The following is a 20,904-nucleotide window of genomic DNA, read 5'->3' as shown; positions in this document are numbered from 1 at the left end:
GGGGCTCTTATCATTTATTTTGCAATATTTTCAAAACGTTTAATCATTTCAAAATAATCTATAGAATTTTCTTTATTTACTTCTGGAACATTAACTTTAATATCTCCATTAATGTTAGTTGTATTATTAGTGTACATAATTTTCATAAATACTACGCCCTTTATATCTTTGGAGTCTTTATCATTAATTATATTATTTAGTTTCCCTAGGTCTAATTTAAAATCTATACTTCCGTCTTCAGATAATACTATTCCTTTATCTGATAGATAGTAAGTAATTTCTATTCCTTCATTTCCAAGAATGTCAAGTGAGTTTATACAATCTAAAACTTTGTTGAAGGATAGGGAAGTACTAGGCATATTAGACAAAAAGTTGGAAAATTCTTTTTCAAAGGTTGCTTTATCAGCATCTTTATTTTTTGAGGAAATTTCTATACAAGCATTTATATATGATTTTATGAAATCCACTACATCCTTATCTTGAATAAAGTTTAAGGTATTATTTCCAGTATAGGATATTAGAGATTTTAATGTATCATTATTTATATTTAATTTATAACAAGTAGCTTCCCTTCCATCTGAAGTTTTAGCATTACCAAGTTTCTTTATCATGTCTATATTTGGATGATAGTTAGAGATAAATTTTAAGGCTAATTTTTCTAATTTGGGGCTAAAATCTTTGATAATTCCCTCTAATTTATCTTTATTTATGTTAATATCATCTTCTGAAGTTATGAATTTATTAAGTCCATCTGAGGATATTACCATGTATTTCTTATCTTTAAACATTTCAAATTCAGGACCCATATTTCCTAAATTAGTTGAAGTACTTTCAGGAATACCGTATATTAGTCTAAAATCATTTTCATTTATGTCTGTCCAAGTTGGTGTTGTTGAAGGCATGCCAGCCATAAGTCCGCTATATTTAGTTGTTGAAGTACTTTCCTGTTTAAAAGAATTTTTAGATATATATTCATTTTTACTATTGCTATTAACTGTTATAGTGTCTCCCATTAAAGATAACATCTGATTATATTGATTCTGCATTTCTCCATTTAAGCCTGTTGCTGAGAATTTTATAGTGCATTTGGAGTTTTGTTCAAAGGATTTTGGATGATTAGCAGTAACAATTTTTCCAAAGAACTCTTGTCCATCCTTTAAATTAGTAGTTTCGTTGTTTAATAGTGTTTCTATAGATTTATTTACAGAACCTTCAAGACCTAATATATAGTAATTTATATAATCAGTTGATTTTATATAGGCTTTTTGATTAACAAAATCTTTTCCATTTGTAAGTATAATAGGTGCTTTTAATTTAGAAGCTAATGCACTTCCAGTAAGGGCATCTGCAAAACCTTGACCAGAAGCTATAACTGCATTTGATGAGTTTATATTAAATGCTTTGTTTATTAAAATATTAGTTTCGTATCTATCTTTACCAAAGATTCTTGTTATATCTGAGTCTTTTAAAGATTTATTTATGTTTTTAATTTCATTTATTATATTTTCAGAAATTAGGGCTTTTGAACCTATTACATAAACTTTTGATGGTTTAATTTTATTTAGATGATTTTTAAGTTGTGATGAAAGACTATCTTTATTTGTCATTATTAAAGGATATCCATTTATAGCAGATAAACTTGAAACACTTAAAGAATCACCAAAAGCTGAGGAACTTGTTATAAATACAGGAATGCCTTCTTTTATAGTAAGCTTGTCTAATATTTTACTATTAGTGTCTAGTCTATTTTTTCCGTATATCCTTTCAGTTTTATAACCTAGTTTTTTGATATCAGTTTCTATCTTTTTTTCAATTGCACCTTCTCCACCAAGAATATATACGGTTCCTGATTTATTTAAATGATTAGTAATATAGTTAAAAGTTTCAGGACATGTGCTCCTTGAGTTATCAGCTAAAAGTATAGGTGCATTTATATTTTTAGCAAATAGGCTAGCTGATAAAGCATCATAAGGTGCTTTACCACTTGCCAATACTATATTATCTACTTTACCATTTGCTAAGTTATTGGCTATGGCTTCTGCAGTAGAATATCGGTTTTTTCCACCTAATCTATTTTCAACTTTTGCACTAACAGTTGAAACACAGGTGGAAGTAAGTAGTACTCCTAATGTAGCTGAGGCTACAAGAGTTTTAATTTTTTTCATTTAAACCTCTCCCTTTTAATAAGATTTGAAGAATATATTAATATGTTTAAACTAAAATATAAACATATATAACATATTTAATCAATTATAAAACAATAAGGTAAATATTATATATTTATGTTATATAACCATTATAAAGTAGAACCCTATACAATAGTCAATACTCTTAAGAAAAATTTAAGGTATACACACTTTAATGGTTTTAATACGTTTATCTTCCACATTTTCTAGTTTAAAAACTATATTATTGTATTCTAATGTCATTTCATCATTATTTTTAGGTATACTACCTAAAAGATCTGTTACAAAACCACTTAAAGTATCTGCATGATCAGAGGGTAAGTTTTGATTAAATAAATCATTGAAATCATCAATAGGAAAAAGTCCGTCAACTATGTAAGTATGTGAATCCAGTCTCTTAATATAATCATTTGTTTCATCATATTCATCAAATATATTTCCAACTATCTCTTCGAGTAGATCTTCCATTGTTACTATTCCAGAAAATCCACCATACTCGTCTATTAGTATGGATATATAGCTTTTGTTTTTTTGCATTTCTTTAAATAAAGTGTCTATAGTTTTACTTTCAGGAACAAAATAAGCGGGTCTTAGTAGTTCTCTTAAATGGTTTTTGGTTAATGAATTATCTCTTAAAAACCATAGTAGGTCTTTTATATAAAGTACACCTATTATATTATCAATATCTTCTTCATATATAGGAATTCTTGAATATTTTTCATGTAAGACTTTATCTAAAAATTCTTCTAAACAAGTATTTATATCCATAGAAAAAACATTGGTTCTTGCTGTCATGATTTCTTTAGCTAAAGTATCATTAAAATCGAAGATACTATCTATCATTTCTTTTTCAGTTTCGTTTATAACTCCACTTTCTTCGCCTACTTGAATCATCATTTTAATTTCCTCTTCAGATATACTTTCATCTAGATTATCTACATTAATGCCAAACAATTTCACTAAAACATTAGTAGAATAAGTTAAAATTTTTACAAAAGGAAGGGTTATTTTTGAGAAATACATTATTGGCTTTACAACAAATAGAGCTATTTTTTCTGAATTTTGTAAAGCCATTCTTTTAGGTAAAAGTTCCCCGAATACTAAAGTTATATAAGAGATTATAACTGTAACAATTATTAAAGATAGTTGGTTTGCAGCAGGTACATTTATGCTTTTTAAAAAATTAGAAAGTGGTATAGATAAATTTGTAGCTGCAAAGGCACTAGCTAAAAAGCCCGCTATAGTAATACCTACTTGAATTGTTGCTAAGAATTTACTGGTTTCCTTTGTTATATCTAGTAATAGTTTAGCTTTTGCATTATTATCCTCTTCTGCCATGTATGAAATTTTTGTTTTATTTAAAGATACAATAGCCATTTCTGATGCAGCAAAAAACGCGTTTATAATAATTAATATTAATATTAATACCATCTCTAAGATTAAGTTATTTCCATTACTTGGCATTATGAAAACCGCCTTTCTAAATTTTATTTAAGCCTATTAATAGTGTATCCAAATACATATTTTTATAATTAGTAGAAAGGTTGAAATTTTTGGTGTAAAATTTAATTGTAAGGATGGTGATAGCTATGGTTACCATAAATGTGTGTGTAGGTAGTGCTTGTCATTTAAAAGGTTCATATAAAATTATCGAAAAATTTGAAAAATTAATAAAAGATTATAATGTAGAAGATAAAGTAGAGTTAAAAGGATCCTTTTGCTTAGGACATTGTGTAGAGGCAGTATCTACAGAAATATATGGAGAAATTTTTTCCATTAATGAGGATAATATAGAAATGTTTTTTAAAGAAAAGGTTTTAGGAGGTAGGAAATGAGCCATTTAAATTTTTCTAGAGCAAACTGCAAGAATTGTTATAAATGCCTTAGATCTTGTCCTGTAAAGGCCATAAAATTTAAAAATGAACAGGCTGAAATAATTGAAAATAGGTGCATAAATTGTGGGCATTGTTTAGTCATATGTCCTCAAAATGCCAGAGAAATAACTAGCGATTTAGAGAAAGTTAAACAGGCTATATCAAATGGAAAGAAGGTTATTGCAAGTATAGCACCTTCCTTTGCAGGGTATTTTAATGAGGATTTAGGCAAGTTTATAGCAGCACTTAAAAGTATAGGATTTTATTTGGTAGAGGAAACTGCTGTAGCTGCGGAAACAGTAACAAACTTATATGTTAAATATATAAAGAAAAGTGATAAAAAAATTCATATAACAACTTGTTGTCCCTCAGTAAACTTATTAGTTGAAAAATATTACCCTGAATTAATACCGTGTATAATACCTATAGTAACGCCTATGACGGCCCATGGGAAAATAATAAAAAATAAATATGGAGAAGAAACTTTTGTGGTATTTATAGGTCCTTGTATAGGTAAAAAATTTGAAGCAGATAATTTATGTAATAAATATATAGACGCAGTGCTGACTTATGAAGAAGTAGAAAAATGGATTGAAAAAGAGAAAATAAATTTTAAACAAATAAAACCTGAGAAGTTACAAGGGGTAGCTTCTAAAAGAGGAAGAGGGTATCCCATAAATGGAGGAATACTAAATGCACTTGGGGATGTATTAGGTTTTGAAAAATTAAGTGTAAGTGGCACAAAAGAGTGTATTGAAGTTTTAAATAGTATAAAAAATAAGGATATAAATGGAGTAATAGTTGAGGCCAGTGCCTGTAAGGGGAGTTGTATAGGAGGACCCAATAGGATAGAAAATAAAAAGGACTATTTTTTAAGATTAATGACAGTAAAAAACTATATAAAAAATAGAGAAAAATTTGTATTGTGTACGGAGAATTATAATAATGATATATATCATATAGATTTTTTCACTAAATTTAATAATAAGAAGATAGTAACACAAAAACCTCTAATAGATGATATAAATAAAATTATGAAAAGCATGGGAAAGTATAGTAAAGAGGATGAATTGAATTGTGGAGTATGTGGTTATGATACTTGTAAAGATAAGGCAAAAGCTATTTATGAAGGTATGGCTGAAACAACAATGTGCCTTCATTATATGAGGAGTAAAGCGGAAAATATAAGTAATGTGATCTTTGAAAATACCGCCACATCTATAATAATTTTGAATGAAGATATGAATATATTAGAGCTTAATCCTGCTGCTGAGGAGATATTTAATGTAAATTTGGAAAATGTAGTAGAAAAACCTATATCCATTTTAATGAATGATGAAGATTTTAAATACGTAAAGGAAACTGGTAGGAGTATTACTGCAAAAAAGATATCAATCCCTCAATATAATGTGATTTTTGTAGAAAATATAATATATCTTCCTAAACAAAATATAATAATGGCTTCTATGGTAAATATAATGGAGGAGGAAAAAAATAAAAGGGAACTTATGAAGGTTAAAGAAAGAACCTTAGATGCTGCCCAAGAAGTAATAGAGAAACAAATGAGGGTAGCTCAAGAAATAGCTAGTCTTTTAGGAGAGACTACTGCTGAAACAAAAATGATATTAACTAAATTAAAAAAGGTTGTGGAAGGGGAAGAGGGAGAAATAAGATGAGTTTATTTATAGATGTATCCTTTCACAGTTTGAAAAAATTTGGGGAAGAACTATGTGGGGATATGGTAGAGGTAATAAGGCTTAAAGACAGTACAATAATTGTATTGGCAGATGGGCTTGGGAGTGGTGTTAAAGCCAATATATTAGCTACCTTAACTAGTAAAATATCTGCAACTATGCTTAAAGAGGGGGCAGATATATATGAAACTGTAGATACCATAATAAATACTTTACCAGTATGTAAAGTTAGGAAAATAGCATATTCTACTTTTACACTTATAAAAATATATGAAGATGGAAGAGTATATATTGTAGAATATGATAATCCTCCTTTTTTTTATATGAAGAATGGGAATTATATGGATATAAAAAAAAATCTATTATCAATAAATGAAAGAAGAGTATATGAAAGTAAATTTTATGTAGAATCAGGAGACATAATAACCATAGTAAGTGATGGAGTAGTTCATGCAGGATTAGGAAATATAATGAATTTGGGATGGAAATGGCATAACATATTAGATTATTTAAAAAGGAGCACAAAATATAAAGACAATGCTGAAACTGTGACAAAGGAGTTAATACAAACTTGTTTTGCTTTATATGGGGGGAAACCTGGAGATGATGCTACTGTGGTTACTATAGCGGTTAAAGAGCCACAGTATATTGATTTGTTTACAGGACCACCTAAGGATAAAAGCAAGGATAGATATGTTATATCAGAGTTTATAAAAGGAAGAGGTAAAAAGATTATATGTGGAGGTACAGCAGCTAATATCGCTGAAAGAGAGCTTAAAAGGAAACTAGAAGTTAATTTAAATTCAACATGCAAAGATATTCCTCCAACTGCGTCTATGAAGGGGATATATTTAATAACTGAAGGAGTAATAACTTTAAACAAAGTAATAGAAAATTTAAAAGTTTATATTTCATATATAAATGACTATAATAAAGAATTTAATTTAAATGAAGATGATGGAGCATCTAGACTTACAAGAATTCTTATATATAAATGCACTAATATTACCTTATGGGTTGGTAAGGCTGTTAATCCTGCACATCAGAATCCAGGTTTTCCAGTGGAATTGGGTATAAAATTAAAGATTGTAAAAGAATTAGAAGGTCTTTTGAAACAATTAGGTAAAAAGGTTGAAGTAAAGGAAATATAATAAATTAGTTTACATAAAATTTAATATTATTTATTAGAATAGTTATATTATGATTTAATATAACTATTCTATTTTATACAAACATAAAAATATTACAAATGGATTAAAGTGATTTATATATAAATTTTTTATCATCTTTTCCTTCTATACATAATATAGATATTGTGTAGTAAAGTTTAAATCATATATATAGGAGGAACGGTAAATGGGAAAAATTATGGCATTAATTTTATCAGTGGCTATAATATTAAGTGGTGAATCTGTATTAGCAGGTAAAAAAGATTACAATATATCAAGAATAGGTGGTAAAAATAGATATGAAACGTCAATAAATATAGCTAAAAATTATAGTAATAAGAAACTTAAAAATGTTATTATTACAAGTGGAAATAATTTTCCGGACGCTTTATCAGGAACTATGCTTTTAAATAAATTGAAAGCGCCAATATTATTAGTAAATAAAAATGTTAGAGACAGTAGAGAAACTACTAATTTTATAATAAATAACCTTACTGAAGAGGGTTGTATATATATATTAGGTGAAAAGGATATTGTAGACGAGACATTTGAATATTATTTTAAACATATGGGATTTAAAAATATTAAAAGGTTAGGTGGAGAAAATAGATTTGCCACAAATAAAAGTATTGTAAAATTTTTAAATGTGGAAAAGAAAACTCCACTATTTATAACTAATGGATTTGGATTTGCAGATGCTTTAAGTTTATCTTTTATTGCTGCAAAAAAGGGATACCCAGTTATCATTAGTAATAAAGAAAAGTTACCTAATGAAGCTATAGATATTTTAGAAGATATAAAACCTAGTAAAATATTTTTAGTAGGGGGAGAGGCTGTAATAGGAGATAGTATTATAGATGAACTGACGAATTTTCTACCATATTTAAACAGGGAGGATATAACTAGAATTAGTGGAGAAAATAGATATGATACATGTTTAAATATATGTGAAGAATTTGGAGTATCAAGAGATACTGCTATTATTACTAATGGGAATGATTTTCCAGATGCATTATCAGTAAGTGCATTATCAGTTAAAACCAATGCCCCTGTAATATTAATTAATGATAATTATATATTAAATCAAAAAGAATATTTAGATAATAATAATTATAAAAATCTTATTTTAATTGGAGGAGCAGCTTCTATAAACACGGAATCTCAACGTGTGTTAGAAAATAAACCTGTTATTTCAGATAAAGATGTAAAAAGGTTAATCTTTAATTGTGATGAAATCTTAAAAAATATATTTAAAATAGAGGTTAATTCAAAGGACTATATAAATATAAAAGGAATAAGTTATGCTCCTTTAAAAGAAAACTTAAATAAATATAATTCTATATATAAATATTTAGATAATAATTTTAAGCTTAAAAACTATTATACAGATGATTTTATAAATAATATGATTAGCTATATATTTAAAAATATAGATGGAAAATATTATATTAGATATGGAAACCCTACTCCAAGAATTAATATTAAGGATGCAAAGATTGAAGGAAAGAAGTATGAGGGATCTAAACTATACATTTCTTTAAGAGGCTATTATTTAGATTCATTGGATGAGTGGAGTTTGAAAATTACATTAATATATAATGGTAAAGGATGGATTGTTTCCAAATATAATAATTGGTTCTAAAATATAGTAAATTATTAGGCTATGAAATTTATATAAATTTCATAGCCTTTAAAAAATTATTTTTTACACTATCTCATCGTTTAATATAAGAAGTGTGTAATAATTCATGAGCTTTCTCACCATAAGGTTTTCCTAAGAAGTCTTTATAAAGTTCTTTAATAAAGGGATTCTCATGGGATTTTCTTATAGATTTATTTTTATCTTCTTTATATAAAGCCTCCATTCTTTTATTTAAGACTAATATATCCTCGTGCATATATGGTTGGCCACCACCGTCTATACATCCTCCAGGACAAGCCATTATTTCAATCATATGATAATTTGATTCACCTGATTTTATAGCTTCTAAAAGTTTTCTAGCATTGCTTAAACCGCTTGCAATAGCAACCTTTATATTTACTCCTTTTATTTTTATAGTAGCCTCTTTAATACCTTTAAAACCACGAAGGTTTTTGAATTCTAAATCCTTTAATTCTTCTTCAGTTAGCCATTCATAAGCGGTTCTAAGGGCTGCCTCCATAACACCACCGGTTACTCCAAATATAACTCCGGCACCAGTTGATTCACCAAGAGGGTTATCGAATAATTCATCCTCTAAAGAATTAAAATTTATACCGGATTCTTTTATCATCTTGGCTAATTCTCTAGTACTTATTACTATATCCACATCTGGTATACCATTTGTATACATTTCTGGTCTAGCAGCTTCGTATTTTTTAGCTAGACATGGCATAACAGATACTACTATTAGATTTTTAGGATCTACGCCCATTTTTTTAGCTAAATAGGTTTTGGCTATAGCACCAAACATTTGTTGAGGGGACTTACAGGTTGATGGTATATCTAATAAATCACTAAAGCTATGTTCAAAAAATTTTATCCACCCAGGACAGCAGCTAGTAAGCATAGGTAATCTTTTACCATTTTCAATTCTATGAATAAGTTCTGAAGCCTCTTCGATTATTGTAAGATCTGCAGCGAAATCTGTATCAAATACCTTATCAAATCCTAAGGAGCGAAGAGCGGCCACCATTTTGCCAGTTACAATGGTACCTGCTTCTAAATTAAATTCTTCCCCTAAAGCTGCCCTAATAGCAGGGGCAGTTTGAACTATAACTATTTTATCTTTATCGTTAAGAGCATCCCAAACTTTGCTTGTGTTATTAACCTCTGTTAAAGCTCCAGTAGGACATACTGCAACACATTGTCCACAAAACGTGCAGTTTGTTTCTAACATGGGATTTGAGAAAGCAGGAGATATAATTGTATCAAAACCTCTATTTACTGGAGATAGTACACCTACGGTTTGAATATCATTGCACATAGTTACACAACGTCTACAAAGAATACACTTATCTAAATCTCTAACTATAGAATAGCTAGAATTATCTTTTAAAAATTTGGTAGATTCCCCTTTGAATTTTATTTCTCTTATACCCATATCTGCTGCTAACTTTTGAAGTTCACACTCTGTGTTTTTTTCACATAATAAACAATCTTGAGGATGGTTAGATAAAAGTAATTCAACCATGGTTCTTCGTGCATGTATAGCTTTTATAGAGTTAGTTTTTACTTTCATATTTTTGCATACGGGTGTGCAACAAGCAGGAGCAAGATTTTTTCTACCTTCAACTTCTACCATACAGACTCTGCAAGAACCTGGATGATTTTCAGTTTTATTGTCGTGCAATTTAAGATGGCATAGTGTAGGTATGTTTATATTAAGCATTTTAGCGGCATTTAAGATAGTTGTTCCTTCTTTTACTTGAACTTCTCTATTATTTATAGTAACAGTTACTAAACTCAAATAAAACACCTCTTTCTTATAAACTCTATTTTCTGATTATAGCGCCTACAGGGCAGGAACTATAACAAGTACCGCATTTTATACATTTATCTTGAAAAATTATATGTTTTTCTTTTACTTTACCACTTATACATGATGTAGGGCATACCCTAGAACATTTTGTACAACCTATACATTTATCTGTAATTTCAAAACTTAAAAGGTTTTTACATACTCCAGCAGGACAGCGCTTTTCTCTTACATGAGCAACATATTCGTCCCAAAAATATTCTAAAGTACTTAATATTGGGTTAGGTGCTGTTTGTCCTAAGCCACACAAGGAAGTATCTTTTATGGTTTGAGCTAATTCTTTTAAGTTATCTAAATCTTTTTCAGTTGCTTTTCCTTCGGTTATTCTTGTTAGAATTTCTAACAGACGTTTGTTACCAATTCTACAAGGAGTACATTTCCCACAGGATTCATCCACAGTAAATTCTAGATAAAATTTAGCGATATCTACCATACAATTATCTTCATCCATGACTATCATACCGCCAGAACCCATCATAGAACCTATTGAAGTTAATGATTCATAATCTATAGAAATGTCAAGATGGGAAGCTGGAATACATCCTCCAGATGGACCACCTGTTTGTACAGCTTTGAATTTACGACCGTTTTTTATTCCACCGCCTATATCATATATTATTTCTCTTAGAGTTGTTCCCATTGGAACTTCTACCAAACCAACGTTATTGATTTTACCAGCTAGTGCAAATACTTTAGTGCCTTTAGATGTGTTAGTACCTATTGTGTTAAACCAATTGGCCCCGTTATTTATAATGGCAGGTACAATTGCTAAAGTTTCCACATTGTTAACACATGTTGGTTTTCCCCAAAGTCCTCTCTCTGCAGGGAAAGGAGGTTTATTAGTAGGTTCTCCACGATTTCCTTCAATTGAGTGAATTAAAGCGGTTTCTTCACCGCATACAAAGGCACCGGCACCATATTTTATATTTATATCAAAACTGAAATCAGTTCCTAATATATTTGATCCAAGCAATCCATATTTATGTGCATCATCTATTGCTTTATATAGTCTTTCTACAGCTAAAGGGTATTCAGCTCTTATATATATATTTCCTTCTTTTGCTCCTATAGCGTAACCAGCAATTGCCATAGCCTCTAAAACACTATGAGGGTCTCCTTCTAATATTGAACGATCCATAAATGCGCCTGGATCACCTTCATCTGCATTGCAAATAATGTATTTTTCAGAGTTATCATACTGTTTTGCAAAGGACCATTTTTTACCTGTAGGGAAACCTCCGCCACCTCTACCTCTAAGGCTAGAATCTAAAATTATTTTAATTACATCATCAGCAGTCATTTTATATAAAGCTTTACCTAAAGCCATATATGCTTTTTCAGCAATTGCTTCTTTTATATTTTCCGGATTTATAAGACCACAATTTCTAAGGGCTATTCTTAATTGTTTTTTATAAAAGGACATCTCATCTTGCCTTTTAACTTTTTTCTGAAGGGTTGGTTCTACGTATAGCAATCTTTCAACTATTTCTCCTTTTAATAAATGCTTATTTACTATTTCTAAAACATCATCTGGTTTAACGCTTACATAAAACGTGTTATCAGGAGTTATATGAACAATGGGACCTTTTTCACAAAAACCAAAACAACCGGTTATAGCAACTTCTACTTCATTATCAAGTTCTAATTTATTTATATTATTTTTGAAATTTTCTAGTATTTTATAACTATCTGCGGATTTACAGCCTGTACCACCACATACAGATACAAATCTTTTACATCTTTTGTTTTCAGAGGCAAGTTCAGTTTCTCTGGAAACTTTTTTTATAGCTAATATTTTACTAAATTCTTTGTTAAGCTTTTCAAGTTCTTCAAAAGATTTAACTTTAACCAATGTTCATTCCTCCTTATTCTTTATATTCTTCTAATAATTTATCAACATTATTTTTAGTAAAGTGACCATAAACTTTATCATTTACAGTAACTACGGGAGCAAGTCCACAAGCTCCAACACATCTTAAAATTTGGAGGGTATATTTTCCATCGGTTGTAGTTTCGCCAACTTTTATATTTAATTTTTTTTGAAGTTCTTCCACTACCTCACCAGCTCCTCTAACAAAGCAAGCAGTACCCATACAGACGTTTATAACATATTTACCCTTTGGCTCTGTATTAAAATAGGAATAAAATGTTACTACACCATAAACCTTAGAAACAGGAATGTTTAATTGTTTAGCTATAAATTCTTGTATTTCCTGTGGTAGATATCCAAAAATATTTTGAGCTTTGTGTAGTATTGCTATAAGAGAACCTTCTTTGTTATCAAGGCTGTTAATATATTGACTAAGTTCATTTAGTTTAGCTTCTACAAACTCATTTTTGCAGCACACTTTAAAGACCTCCTTTAAATGTTTGAAATTTAACATAATTTGATTATATCAGAAAATATAAAAAATAAAAGAAAAAATTTAAATATTATAAGGTAAATTGTAAATGGTATCAATGCTTTGTTGCAAATATATTAAAATCTATTATATATATAAAATACAATTAAGGTAAAATTTTATATTTTCTGATAAATAAATTAGTAAATTATAAATAATTCAGTAAAAAATTAATGTATATAAAATTTTTTTATAATATTTTATGAGTAAAAGTTATTTTTATAACAGTTGATAAATAGTTAATAATATATTTTTATTTATGTATCTATAATATTTACAGTGAATTAAAGTAATAATAAATTTATAATTAGTATTGTTTGTTAAATTTAATCTTTACACTATATATAGATACAGTATATACTATATTTTATTTAAAGAATTGAAAGGGGAAAATAAATTGAATCCAGTGGCTTTTAATTTTTTAGGAATAGAAATTAAGTGGTATGGAATATTTATTGCAACAGGAGTTTTAATAGCATTAATGTTAGCTAAATATAATTGTAAAATAAAAAAAGTAAATTTTGATATACTGTCCGATATATTTATAGTATCTTTCCCTATAGCTATTATAGGAGCTAGACTTTACTATGTAGCATTTGAGTTTGAATTTTATAAAGGAGATATTATTAGTATTTTCAATATAAGGCAAGGAGGACTAGCCATACATGGAGGAATAATTTTCGGTGTTTTAGCTGCTTATATATACATAAAAAAAAGAAAAGATAGCTTTTTAAAGTATGCAGATATATCAGCTCCATCTATAATATTAGCTCAGAGTATAGGCAGATGGGGAAATTTTTTTAATAAAGAAGCTTATGGTGATATAGTAGGATATGAATATATAAGTAAATTTCCACATTTTATACAAGAAGGAATGTTTATGAATGGAAATTATTATAATCCTACGTTTTTATATGAGTCAGTTTGGAACTTAATTGTGTGTATTATACTACTAATAATACTTAGGAAGACTAAAAAAAGAGGGATAACATTTTTTACTTATATAGGACTTTATTCTTTAGGAAGGTTTTTTATAGAGGGACTTAGAACTGATAGTTTAATGTTTGGATTTATAAGAGTGGCCCAATTCATTAGCATAATTGGCATTTTAATTTGGGTTATATTTTTATTAATAATCAAGATAAGGGAGAAGTGAGTATATAAAACTTAAAGAAATTTACTTTAAGTTTTATATGAAATTTATAATCCTAATAAATTTTTAAGTTTTTTTACATTATTTCTACTTATAGGAACTTCTGAATTTTCATCATCATTCATTACTAATTTATAAGTACCATTAAACCAAGAAAATAATTCTTTTATGTTATCTAGATTTACAACATAACTTCTATGAGATCTAAAGAAGTTATATTTATTTTGAAGTTTATTCATGGTATAAGTAGTTAAGTATTTTTTAAATTTAGTTTTTACATAAACTTTTTCGTTTTCTGTATAACAAAAATATATGTCTTCAATAGGTACTAGAATTATTTTTCCATGATATTCACAAGGAATTTTATTAATATTATTACTTTGTTTATTATCTAATTTAGTTATTATTTCGTCTATTACATTTGGAATATCTAATTCTTTATGCTTTTCATATAAACGATTTATTGTATTATTAATTCTTTCATCATCAAAGGGTTTTAAAATATAATCAAGTGCAGCTAATTCAAAGGCTTTGAGAGCGTGGTTTTCGTAGGCTGTTACAAATATAATATCTATATCATTATTGAAAATTTTTATATCTTTAGAAAGCTCTAATCCATTTTTAAGTGGGATATTTATATCTAAAAACACTGCATTAGGGTTTGTTTTTTTTATTAAGTTTAACCCACTTTCACCATCATAAGCAATACCTACTATTTTTATAAACTCATACTGTGTTAAAATATATTTTAACTCTTCTGTAGCAGGAATTTCATCTTCGATTATTACACAACTTATATTATTCATAGATTAGCCTCCTTTGGTATAGAGAAACTTACTATTGTACCTTTACCTGGAATACTCTTTATTTTTAAAAAATGTTTTTCTCCATATAATAGTTTAAGTCTTTCATTTACATTTTTAAGACCTATTCCAGTTGAAGTAGAAGGAGTTTTAGTTGATAAACAAGCGTTAAAACCTACCCCATCATCTTTTATAGAAAAAAATAGTTCCTCATGTTTTAATGATATATCGATATTTATAGCACCTCCACTAGGTTTAGGCAAAATTCCATGTTTTATAGAATTTTCAATTATTGGCTGAAGAATAAATACAGGGACTTTATAATTAAGTAAGTTTTTTGGTATATTAGTTTTAACATTTAGCCTTTCTCCAAAACGAGCATTTTCTATTGAGAGATAAGAACGTAAAAACTCAAATTCTTCTTTAATTGTAACGAAATCCTCTTCTCTTTTCAATGTTTGTCTAAAGTAGTTAGACAAGTCTATTATAAGTTCTCTAGCTTTTGATGGATTGGTACGGCAAAAGGAGGAAATAGTATTTAGTGCATTAAAAAGAAAATGAGGGTGAATTTGAGACCTTAAAGCTTTATATTCAGCAATACACGCTTCGTGTGCTATTTTATTTAGTTTATATATTTGCATTTGAGTAGATAAAAGACTGCTTAATTGCTTGGCGAATAATGTAAAATAATAATCTATTTGCCTTTCAGATTTTACTTTTAGACCAACTATCATTTCTAAATTATTCTCATCAAAAATTGGTATGCAAAAAAATAAATTATCTCTATTATTAGTTTCATTTTTGTATGAAATTATTCTATAATCTGCAAATTTATAATATGGCTTGATACTAAAGTTTAGTTTATTAATATCTATTATTTCACCACAATAACAAAGAATTTTTTCTTTATCTGCAATAAAAACAGTTTTGTAATTGTTATTATCATAGATAATTTTGGCTACATTCTCTGCTATAGTTTTATTAAAACCTTTTTTTAAATAATTTAAGGTTTGTTCTGCTATGATCAGAGCTTTTTGGGCTTGGAGAGCACTTATTCTATTGTATTGATCAAATGCATTATTAGTTATATTTATAAAAATAACTACACCTAATGAATTTATTATTATCATTGGAAAGGCGATAAGTTTTTCTAGTTCAAAGGCATCATTAAATGGAGTTGAGAATGCTAAAATGATAATCATTTGTAAAATTTCTGCTATAACTGCGGCTATAAAACCTAATTTAGAATCCAAATGCTTTTTTTTACCAATTTCATGGGCTATGCCTCCACATAGACCTTCTACTATTGTAGATATACCACAAGCTAAAGCGGTAAACCCTCCTATTGATAGTCTATGAAAACCAGCTAAGGAACCAACAATTATACCTATAGCTGGACCTCCTATATATCCAGCTGTAATGGCACCTATAGGGCGGGTATTAGCTATAGCATAAGAGCTTATAAAAACATTATTTTTTGATGCGGAAATAGGATTTATATTAACTCCAGTATAAGTGCCTATTATTGAAAGAACTGTAAAGAAAAATATAATTCCTAGTTTATTAGCAGGGGTATTGTAATTTTTATAAAATAGTTTTTTTGAGATTGTGGATTGATTGTATATATATGCTGCTAATGCTATTAAAGACATACTTTCTAATAATTGAATATAAATCATAAAAAGACTCCTTAAATAAAATGTAAATAGTATTTATATTTTATTATACATAAAATGTGAAAATATTAGTATACATAATTTATTCATTCAGCCCCTATATTATGCAGTTAAACCTGGAAAAATTTCCTTTGACAGTTATTTTGTTCACAATAGTCAGAATTATTAATAATATATAACTAAGTTATTATTTTAGGGGGTATGAGTATGGTATCATTTATTATTTCTTTAATAGCATTAGTTTTAGGATATTTTATTTATGGAAAAATTGTAGAAAAATCCTTTGGTGCAGATGAAAGTATAAAAACTCCTGCCATAAGGCTTAAAGATGGTGTAGATTATGTTCCTATGCCAGAATGGAAGATTTTCTTAATACAATTTTTAAACATAGCAGGCTTGGGACCTATATTTGGAGCCATCCTTGGAGCAATGTTTGGGCCAGCAGCTTTCTTATGGATTGTTTTTGGTTGTATATTTGCAGGGGGAGTACATGATTATTTTTCAGGAATGTTATCTGTAAGACATGATGGTGCAAGTGTTCCTGAAGTTGTAGGAAAATATCTAGGAGATGGATTTAAAAAATTCATGAGGGTATTTTCAGTTATACTGCTAATTTTAGTTGGAGTAGTTTTTGTGACAGGTCCAGCAGGATTACTTGCAACATTAACTCCTAAGAATTTTGATAAGAATTTTTGGCTATATATAATATTTGCATATTATATACTTGCAACATTACTTCCAGTAGATAAATTAATAGGTAAAATATATCCTGTATTTGGAGTTTGTTTACTTATAATGGCTTTAGGAGTAGGAGGAAAGTTAATAATAGATGGATATCCAATACCAGAAATTGTACCATCAAATCTTTATAATATGCATAATAACCCACTTAAAACTCCATTATTTCCCGTACTATTTGTAACTATTGCCTGTGGGGCTATTTCGGGATTCCATTCAACTCAATCACCGCTTATGGCAAGATGTATAACTAGCGAAAAGCAAGGAAGGAGAATATTTTATGGATCTATGATAGCTGAGGGGATAGTAGCATTAATATGGGCAGCGGCAGCCATGAGCTTTTTTGCAGGACCAAATGGTGTAAATGGAGTGGGAAAATTAAATGAGGCTATGGTATTTAATGGTAATAATGCTGCTTGGGCAGTAAGCGCAATATGTAATTCCTTGTTGGGTAAAGTTGGAGGAGCACTTGCTATACTTGGAGTTGTAGCTTGTCCAATAACCTCAGGTGATACTGCATTTAGAAGTGCGAGACTTACTATAGCAGATTCAGTAAAATATAAACAAGATAAGATGAGAAATAGATTATTAATAAGTATGCCTCTATTTGTGGTAGGTTTTATATTAACTAGGATAGATTTTAATGTTATCTGGAGATATTTTGGTTGGTCTAACCAGGCGTTAGCTACAGTTGTACTTTGGGCATCTGCTATGTATTTGGTTGAAAATAATAAATCTCATTGGATTGCCACAGTACCAGCAGTATTTATGACAATAGTTAGTATTACTTATATAATAGTTGCTCCGGAAGGACTGAAAATGTCTACTGGGGTTGGTTATCCAGTAGGAATAATAGGTGCAGCAATTATTCTAATGTTATTTTTAAATAAAACAAAGAAAAAAAGGATTGAAAATGTTAATAACCAGAAAAGCATTTAATAGTATTAAAAAGATATATTTCAATACTTCTTTTGAAATATATCTTTTTGTTTTTTACCCCTTATATTATGCAGCTTAACCTATAGTTTTTTCCATTCACAAAAAAAATCTAGGATATGTTTTTAAATATTATTATAATTAAGTCGAATATTGATGATTTATATTATAAGGAGGGGTTTCAATGGTATCATTTATTATTTCTTTAATAGCTTTAATAGTAGGTTATTTTATTTATGGAAAAGTTGTAGAAAGGTCCTTTGGTGCAGATGAAAATATAAAAACTCCTGCCATAAGACTTGAAGATGGTGTGGATTATGTACCAATGCCAGAGTGGAAAATATTTTTAATTCAATTCTTAAATATAGCAGGTTTAGGGCCTATATTTGGAGCTATACTTGGAGCAATGTTTGGTCCAGCAGCATTTGTATGGATTGTTTTTGGATGCATATTTGCTGGGGGAGTACATGATTATTTTTCAGGAATGCTATCTGTAAGACATGATGGAGCTAGTGTTCCAGAAGTTGTAGGAAAATATCTTGGAGAGGGATTTAAAAAGTTTATGAGGGTATTTTCTGTTATTTTATTAATCTTAGTGGGAGTAGTTTTTGTGACAGGTCCAGCAGGATTACTTGCAACACTGACTCCTAAAAATTTAGATAAAAATTTTTGGCTATATATAATATTTGCATATTATATACTTGCAACACTACTTCCTGTAGATAAATTAATAGGAAAGGTATATCCCATATTTGGTATTTGTTTGCTAGTAATGGCTTTAGGAGTAGGGGCAAAATTAATTATAGATGGTTATCCAATACCAGAAGTTGTGCCATCAAATCTTTATAATATGCACCATAATCCATTTAGTACTCCTTTATTCCCTGTATTATTTGTAACTATAGCATGTGGAGCAATTTCAGGATTTCATTCAACTCAATCACCACTAATGGCAAGATGTATAACTAATGAAAAGCAAGGAAGAAGAATATTTTATGGTTCTATGGTGGCGGAGGGTATAGTAGCTTTGATATGGGCAGCAGCAGCCATGAGTTTTTTTGCAGGTCCAAATGGTGTTAATGGAGTAGGAAAATTAAATGAAGCTATGATATCTAACGGAAGTAATGCAGCTTGGGCAGTAAACATTATATGTAGTTCATTATTAGGTAAAGTTGGTGGAGCTCTTGCCATTCTTGGCGTTATAGCTTGTCCCATAACCTCCGGTGATACAGCTTTTAGAAGTGCTAGACTTACTATAGCAGATTCTGTAAATTATAAACAAGATAAAATTAAAAATAGATTAATTATAAGTATACCTTTGTTTGTTATAGGCTATGCTTTAACTATGATAGACTTTAACATAGTATGGAGATACTTTGGCTGGTCTAACCAGGCATTAGCCACAGTGGTTCTTTGGGCATCTGCTATGTATTTAGTAGAAAAAAGTAAATCACACTGGATTGCTACGATACCTGCGATATTTATGACAGCTGTTAGCGTAACATATATAATTGTAGCACCAGAAGGGTTTAAATTATCTACATCTATAGGATATCTAGTAGGTATAATTGGCGCAATAAGTGCACTAATTTTATTTTTAATAAATATAAGAAAAAGACAAAGTAATCTAGAAATAAAGTCCAATAAGGCTTAGTATAGATAAGTTAATAGTATATTTTAAAATGAAAAAGACTATTTTTAGCGTAACTTAAAATAGTCTCTTTGGAGGGGGTTAATACATAGTTTAGAAATTAAAATGTATCCATACATTTGAGAAGTTTAAATTATTATTTATAATAGTAAGTGATATATAAATAATAATGAGATGGGGGATTAAAGTGGAAAACAAATTGCCTGGGAAAAGTAAAACCTTACAAATCGTTCAAATAGCTTTACTTATAGCTGTTACTTGTATGGTAACTATGACAATAAGGATACCAACGCTTATTGGATATACTCATTTAGGAGATAGTATGGTATTTATATCTGCAATTTTACTTGGTAAAAAAAGGGGGGCTGTTGCTGCAGCTTTTGGAATGTGTATGGCGGATATATTGGGAGGATATTTTGTATGGGCACCTTTTACATTAATTATAAAAGGAAGTATGGCGTATGTTGCAGCATATATAGCATATAGAAAGAATTATAACGGGAACAATTTATGGAACAATATTTTTGCGTTTATTATGGCAGGAATTTGGATGGTTGTTGCATATTATTTAGCTAATGCAGCTATAACTAGATTTATATATGTAAAGGTTGCTACATTTCAAGAAAGTTTAATAATTTCATTGGTAGAGATACCAGGCAATATTATTGAAGTACTAGTGGGTATAGTATTAGCACTACCATTAATAAAAGGGCTAAGGAATTATTTTGACAAAATATAGATTATTTTGAATATGAATTATTTAATAAAATCTATTGCATATGTAAATTATTAGTGATATAATCATAAATAATTTAATAAGTGGTTCGGATGAAGGTAATAGGAGAGAGGCTTTTAGCCCACCGAAGATGTTAATCTTTCAGGTACCATATTTATGGGGAGGACTGTTATTGGACGAAACTCTGGAGAGACTCTTAAATGAGCACCGAAGGAGCAAGTTGGAATATTCCATTCCAATGAAACTCTCAGGTAAAAGGACAGAGAATAGACGTGTAATCCAGAGGTCTGCTATTTTTTTGGCTAGACCTCTATTTATTTCTCATGTTTATATTCATCCTCTGTCCAAAAATAAGATAATAGGAGGAT

The 20,904-nt window shown here is 28.9% G+C and carries 15 protein-coding genes and 1 riboswitch; of the genes, 8 read left to right on the top strand and 7 right to left on the bottom strand.

Going from position 1 to position 20,904, the window contains the following annotated elements:
• Nucleotides 1–14: 14 nt before the first annotated feature.
• On the bottom strand, nucleotides 15–2,165 hold the full coding sequence (locus tag EJL03_RS03190; protein ID WP_125152533.1) for a cell wall-binding repeat-containing protein: 2,151 nt from the start codon (nucleotides 2,163–2,165) through the stop codon (nucleotides 15–17).
• Nucleotides 2,166–2,342: 177 nt separating this feature from the next.
• Nucleotides 2,343–3,650, bottom strand: a complete 1,308-nt coding sequence (locus EJL03_RS03185; protein ID WP_125152532.1) for a hemolysin family protein — start codon at nucleotides 3,648–3,650, stop codon at nucleotides 2,343–2,345.
• A gap of 125 nt (nucleotides 3,651–3,775) precedes the next feature.
• Here EJL03_RS03185 and EJL03_RS03180 point away from each other — a divergent pair, with 125 nt between their 5' ends.
• From EJL03_RS03180 to EJL03_RS03165, 4 genes are all read left to right on the top strand, one after another.
• Nucleotides 3,776–4,021: a (2Fe-2S) ferredoxin domain-containing protein gene (locus EJL03_RS03180; RefSeq protein WP_125152531.1), complete on the top strand. Its 246-nt coding sequence runs from the start codon at nucleotides 3,776–3,778 to the stop codon at nucleotides 4,019–4,021.
• Nucleotides 4,018–5,736: a [Fe-Fe] hydrogenase large subunit C-terminal domain-containing protein gene (locus EJL03_RS03175; protein WP_125152530.1), complete on the top strand. Its 1,719-nt coding sequence runs from the start codon at nucleotides 4,018–4,020 to the stop codon at nucleotides 5,734–5,736. Before EJL03_RS03180 ends, EJL03_RS03175 begins: the two co-directional genes overlap by 4 nt.
• Nucleotides 5,733–6,905, top strand: coding sequence for a SpoIIE family protein phosphatase (locus tag EJL03_RS03170; protein ID WP_125152529.1), 1,173 nt, complete (start codon nucleotides 5,733–5,735; stop codon nucleotides 6,903–6,905). Before EJL03_RS03175 ends, EJL03_RS03170 begins: the two co-directional genes overlap by 4 nt.
• A 205-nt stretch (nucleotides 6,906–7,110) precedes the next feature.
• Nucleotides 7,111–8,565, top strand: a complete 1,455-nt coding sequence (locus EJL03_RS03165; protein WP_125152528.1) for a cell wall-binding repeat-containing protein — start codon at nucleotides 7,111–7,113, stop codon at nucleotides 8,563–8,565.
• A 73-nt stretch (nucleotides 8,566–8,638) separates the two neighbouring features.
• Here the strand turns inward: EJL03_RS03165 and EJL03_RS03160 are convergent, their stop codons facing one another.
• From EJL03_RS03160 to nuoE, 3 genes are read right to left on the bottom strand one after another with little or no spacing between them, the layout of a single operon-like run.
• The gene (locus EJL03_RS03160) at nucleotides 8,639–10,372 is read right to left on the bottom strand and encodes an NADH-dependent [FeFe] hydrogenase, group A6 (RefSeq protein ID WP_125152527.1); all 1,734 of its coding nucleotides are present in this window, start codon (nucleotides 10,370–10,372) and stop codon (nucleotides 8,639–8,641) included.
• Between the two features lie 25 nt (nucleotides 10,373–10,397).
• A complete protein-coding gene (nuoF, locus tag EJL03_RS03155; RefSeq protein ID WP_125152526.1) occupies nucleotides 10,398–12,293 on the bottom strand; it encodes an NADH-quinone oxidoreductase subunit NuoF in 1,896 nt (631 codons plus the stop codon).
• A gap of 13 nt (nucleotides 12,294–12,306) precedes the next feature.
• A complete protein-coding gene (nuoE, locus tag EJL03_RS03150) occupies nucleotides 12,307–12,825 on the bottom strand; it encodes an NADH-quinone oxidoreductase subunit NuoE (protein WP_125152525.1) in 519 nt (172 codons plus the stop codon).
• Between the two features lie 415 nt (nucleotides 12,826–13,240).
• Between nuoE and lgt the strand changes: the two genes are divergently transcribed.
• On the top strand, nucleotides 13,241–13,999 hold the full coding sequence (lgt, locus tag EJL03_RS03145) for a prolipoprotein diacylglyceryl transferase (RefSeq protein WP_125152524.1): 759 nt from the start codon (nucleotides 13,241–13,243) through the stop codon (nucleotides 13,997–13,999).
• 44 nt (nucleotides 14,000–14,043) lie between these two features.
• Here lgt and EJL03_RS03140 read toward each other — a convergent pair whose 3' ends face one another.
• Both EJL03_RS03140 and EJL03_RS03135 read right to left on the bottom strand, forming a co-directional pair.
• A complete protein-coding gene (locus EJL03_RS03140; RefSeq protein ID WP_125152523.1) occupies nucleotides 14,044–14,802 on the bottom strand; it encodes a LytR/AlgR family response regulator transcription factor in 759 nt (252 codons plus the stop codon).
• Nucleotides 14,799–16,478, bottom strand: a complete 1,680-nt coding sequence (locus EJL03_RS03135; RefSeq protein WP_125152522.1) for a LytS/YhcK type 5TM receptor domain-containing protein — start codon at nucleotides 16,476–16,478, stop codon at nucleotides 14,799–14,801. The genes EJL03_RS03140 and EJL03_RS03135 overlap by 4 nt, the downstream gene beginning before the upstream one ends.
• A gap of 204 nt (nucleotides 16,479–16,682) precedes the next feature.
• On the opposite strand from EJL03_RS03135, the gene EJL03_RS03130 reads away from it, so the two are divergent.
• The 3 genes from EJL03_RS03130 (at nucleotide 16,683) to EJL03_RS03120 (ending at nucleotide 20,539) form a co-directional block, all read left to right on the top strand.
• The gene (locus EJL03_RS03130) at nucleotides 16,683–18,152 is read left to right on the top strand and encodes a carbon starvation CstA family protein (protein ID WP_125152521.1); all 1,470 of its coding nucleotides are present in this window, start codon (nucleotides 16,683–16,685) and stop codon (nucleotides 18,150–18,152) included.
• A gap of 181 nt (nucleotides 18,153–18,333) precedes the next feature.
• Nucleotides 18,334–19,803: a carbon starvation CstA family protein gene (locus EJL03_RS03125; RefSeq protein ID WP_125152520.1), complete on the top strand. Its 1,470-nt coding sequence runs from the start codon at nucleotides 18,334–18,336 to the stop codon at nucleotides 19,801–19,803.
• Nucleotides 19,804–19,969: 166 nt separating this feature from the next.
• On the top strand, nucleotides 19,970–20,539 hold the full coding sequence (locus EJL03_RS03120) for an ECF transporter S component (RefSeq protein WP_125152519.1): 570 nt from the start codon (nucleotides 19,970–19,972) through the stop codon (nucleotides 20,537–20,539).
• Nucleotides 20,540–20,710: 171 nt separating this feature from the next.
• Nucleotides 20,711–20,809: riboswitch (glycine riboswitch) on the top strand.
• The last annotated feature ends 95 nt before the right edge of the window (nucleotides 20,810–20,904 follow it).

The organism is Clostridium rectalis, assembly GCF_900626095.1.
GTDB classification, from domain to species: domain Bacteria; phylum Bacillota; class Clostridia; order Clostridiales; family Clostridiaceae; genus Clostridium_AS; species Clostridium_AS rectalis.
Note: the sequence above shows the minus strand (reverse complement) of the source record. Positions and strands in the feature narration are given on the sequence as shown.

Excerpts from the sequence above, each read along its gene's own strand:
- EJL03_RS03190 (WP_125152533.1), bottom strand. The coding sequence starts at position 2,165 with ATGAAAAAAATTAAAACTCTTGTAGCCTCAGCTACATTAGGAGTACTA.
- EJL03_RS03185 (WP_125152532.1), bottom strand. The coding sequence starts at position 3,650 with ATGCCAAGTAATGGAAATAACTTAATCTTAGAGATGGTATTAATATTA.
- EJL03_RS03180 (WP_125152531.1), top strand. The coding sequence starts at position 3,776 with ATGGTTACCATAAATGTGTGTGTAGGTAGTGCTTGTCATTTAAAAGGT.
- EJL03_RS03175 (WP_125152530.1), top strand. The coding sequence starts at position 4,018 with ATGAGCCATTTAAATTTTTCTAGAGCAAACTGCAAGAATTGTTATAAA.
- EJL03_RS03170 (WP_125152529.1), top strand. The coding sequence starts at position 5,733 with ATGAGTTTATTTATAGATGTATCCTTTCACAGTTTGAAAAAATTTGGG.
- EJL03_RS03165 (WP_125152528.1), top strand. The coding sequence starts at position 7,111 with ATGGGAAAAATTATGGCATTAATTTTATCAGTGGCTATAATATTAAGT.
- nuoE (WP_125152525.1), bottom strand. The coding sequence starts at position 12,825 with ATGTTAAATTTCAAACATTTAAAGGAGGTCTTTAAAGTGTGCTGCAAA.
- EJL03_RS03140 (WP_125152523.1), bottom strand. The coding sequence starts at position 14,802 with ATGAATAATATAAGTTGTGTAATAATCGAAGATGAAATTCCTGCTACA.
- EJL03_RS03135 (WP_125152522.1), bottom strand. The coding sequence starts at position 16,478 with ATGATTTATATTCAATTATTAGAAAGTATGTCTTTAATAGCATTAGCA.
- EJL03_RS03130 (WP_125152521.1), top strand. The coding sequence starts at position 16,683 with ATGGTATCATTTATTATTTCTTTAATAGCATTAGTTTTAGGATATTTT.
- EJL03_RS03125 (WP_125152520.1), top strand. The coding sequence starts at position 18,334 with ATGGTATCATTTATTATTTCTTTAATAGCTTTAATAGTAGGTTATTTT.
- EJL03_RS03120 (WP_125152519.1), top strand. The coding sequence starts at position 19,970 with ATGAGATGGGGGATTAAAGTGGAAAACAAATTGCCTGGGAAAAGTAAA.